This window comes from Microbacterium sp. zg.Y909 (genome assembly GCF_024626565.1).
In genome coordinates this window covers 1-2976 of sequence record NZ_JANJFJ010000482.1, presented here as the reverse complement: position 1 = coordinate 2976, position 2976 = coordinate 1, and the positions used below count along the sequence as shown (strand labels likewise).

At 72.6% G+C, this 2976-nt stretch carries 1 protein-coding gene and 1 pseudogene; one reads left to right on the top strand and one right to left on the bottom strand.

The window, feature by feature from the left end; all coding sequences use genetic code 11:
- Nucleotides 1–27: 27 nt before the first annotated feature.
- Entirely contained in the window at nucleotides 28–537 is a 510-nt protein-coding gene (locus NQ160_RS21665) for a methylated-DNA--[protein]-cysteine S-methyltransferase (protein WP_257517128.1), read from the bottom strand.
- Between the two features lie 166 nt (nucleotides 538–703).
- Here NQ160_RS21665 and NQ160_RS21660 point away from each other — a divergent pair.
- A pseudogene (locus NQ160_RS21660) lies at nucleotides 704–2976 on the top strand (AAA family ATPase); the annotation flags it as partial.

Below are 2976 nucleotides of genomic sequence, written 5' to 3'. Positions count from 1 at the left end.
CCGGGCGCCGCTCTGCATGCGGGCGGCCTACTCGCCCGCCGCAGCTTCGAGGTCGAGCAGGAACCGCTTGATGCCGGGGCGGCCGCCATACTCGCCGATCGAGCCGTCGGAGCGCACCACCCGGTGCACGGGGACGATCAGCGAGAAGGGGGTGCGGGCGCAGGCGGTGCCGACGGCCCGGTGAGCGTTGGGGTGGCCGGCGCCGAGTGCGACCTCGCCGTACGACGCCGTCTGGGCATAGGGGATGCGGCACACCACCTGCAGCGCCTCGCGCATGAATCCCCTGGTGAGGCCCCAGTCGATCGGCACGTCGAACGCGCGGCGCCGACCGGCGAAGTACTCGTCGAGCTCGGCGGCGACCCGGCCGGTCGCGGCGGGATCGCGGTCGGGAACGGCGCCGAGTGCCGCCGACAGGGCGGCGAGCGCATCGCCCGCCGGCCCGTCGATCAGCTGGAGGGCGACGAGGCCCTCATCGCTCATCACGATGAGGGCGTCGCCGACCGGTGTCGGGTGCACCGAGTACGCGCTGGAGGTCATAGGCCCATCCTGGCCGCGCGTCTGCGGCTGCGGAGGGCACGGGGCCCGATCGGGGGATGGGCCGCCCGTATTCGCCGCGGGGGAGGAAGCGCCGATAGCCCGGCGTGTCGGGCAATACCGCGAAACTCGGGTGCATGTCCGGCCGCAGCGGCGCGGTCGGCTTAGTCTGGCTCGTGTGTGGCGAGGAGACGGCAGTGCGACGGTGGATGCCGCGGAAGCGGATCGTGCCGCGTCTGTGGCGCCCGGCGATCTCGGCGTGGCCGACCCCGGTGTGACGGTGACGCACGTCGCCGAGGGCGAGCGGGCACGACTGAGGCATGAGGCGGCCCGCCTGGGCGGACGGTCCAGCCTCCTTCACTACGTCGACGCCGGCGACGCGGGCATCGAGATCACCAAGGCCCATCCGGGAAGCCTGCCGCAGTTCATCACCGGTCGCTCCACGCTGCTGTCGAACCTGTTCCGCGACGAGGTGGCCCTCCGCGGCGCGCGGCTCGCCGCCGAGCGCATCACGGCGCGCGACGTCGAACTGCGCACGGCGCGTGGCCTCGACACCGTGAACCTGGCCGTGGGCCTGGCCACCTGGCGCATGGGCGGGCTCGCCTGCAGCGCCCCGGTGCTGCTGCGTCCGCTGGCGATCCGTCGGCATCACAGCGACTTCGAGCTGAAGCTGCACGGCTCGTTCACGATCAACCCCGAGCTGGTGCGTGCCGCCCGCACACACTTCGGCATCGAGCTCGACGGCCGGGCGCTCGCCGCGCTCGCGTATGACGGCGGCGTGTTCAAGCCGCAGCCGGTCATCGACCATCTGCGCGCCCTCACCGCGCGCATCCCCACCTTCACGGTGCAGCCTCGGCTGGTCGTGTCGACCTTCGCCGACGTCGGCTCGGCGATGGAGACCGACCTCGCCCGCCTCGACCACCCGGTGCTCAACGCGCTCGCCGGCCACGCCGCCGACCGTGAGCAGCTCACCGCGGTGCGCACGGTGCCGCCCATGCTCGGTGCCGACGAGCGCTCGCCCACCGCCGACACGCTTCTGCTCGATGCCGACTCCGAGCAGGAAGGCGTGCTCGCCCGCATCGCGGCGGGGCAGTCGCTCGTCGTGCACACCCTCCCCGGCACCGGCGGCACGCAGACCGTCATCAACGCCGTCGGGTCCCTGGTGCAGGAAGGAAAGCGGGTGCTCGTCGTCAGCGCCCGCCGCTCGACCCTCGAGGGCGTGCGCCACCGTCTGGCCGGGATCGGTCTGCCCGGTCTCGCCGTCACTCCTCGGCAGCTTCACCGCGACCTCGTGCGGGCGATCGCCCGCAACGAGAAGGCCGAGCAGCCCAAGGTCGCCGACATCGACGACGCGCTCGTGCGTCTGCGCAGTGTGCTGCGCGACTACCGCGGGGCGCTGACGACCCGGCATCCGACCATCGGCGTCTCACCGCTCGAGGCGTTGCGCACGCTTACGACGCTGGCCGCGCGGGATCCGCAGCCCTCGACCAGCGCGCGGCTGGATCTCACGACACTGGTGCGACTGTCGACCCGGCGAACCGAGGCAGGCGCCAAGCTCGCGGCGGCCGCCCGGCTGGGGGAGTTCCGCTTCGGCCCCGACGACTCGCCGTGGTACGGCGTCAGCTTCGCCACGACCGAAGACGCCCGCGGCGCGCACGCCCTCGCCTCGCGGCTGCAGCGCACCGATGTGCCCTCGCTGCTCGAGCGGGGCTACGAGCTGATCGGCCAGACGCGCATGCGTCCGTTCCAGACCGTCGCCGAGCTCGGCGGCTACCTGCGACTGCTGCAGGGCATGCGCGACTCGCTTGACCGATTCAGCCTGACCGTCTTCGAACGGCCGCTCGCGGAGTTGATCCAGGCGCACGGCAACCGTCGCGACGCGCCGGAGATGACCGGGGCGAACCGCCGACGGCTCAAGAAGCTGGCCCGCGAGTACGTGCGCCCCGGGATGCACGTCACCGACATGCACGCGGGGCTGCTGCGCGTGCAGCAGCAGCGCGCCGAATGGCAGCGCTACGTCGAGCCGGGCGTGCTGCCCGAGGTGCCGCTGGGACTTGCCGACGTGCACACCGCGTGGCAGCGCGTCGACGCCGACCTGACCGCGCTCGACGCGGTGCTCGGCCGCAGCGCCGCCCAGTCGCTCACCCACATGCCCATCCCGCAGCTGCTGCGGACGCTTGCGAGCCTCGCAGCCAAGTCGGACGTGTTCGACAACCTCGTCGAGCGCGCGACCCTGCGCACCGAGCTCGCCGAGCTCGGACTCGAGCCCTTGCTGACCGAGCTGTCGGTGCGCCACGTGCCCGAAGACCAGGTGACCGCCGAGCTGGAGTTCGCGTGGTGGCAGTCGGCGCTGGAGTACCTGCTGCGCAGCGACCGTGCGCTGCTGGGCGCGAACACGTCGGTCGTCGATCGCCTGGAGCGGGACTTCCGGCTGGTCGATGA

What these genes read in the sequence shown, in the direction of transcription:
- NQ160_RS21665 (WP_257517128.1), bottom strand. Translation starts at nt 537, where the DNA reads ATGACCTCCAGCGCGTACTCGGTGCACCCGACACCGGTCGGCGACGCC.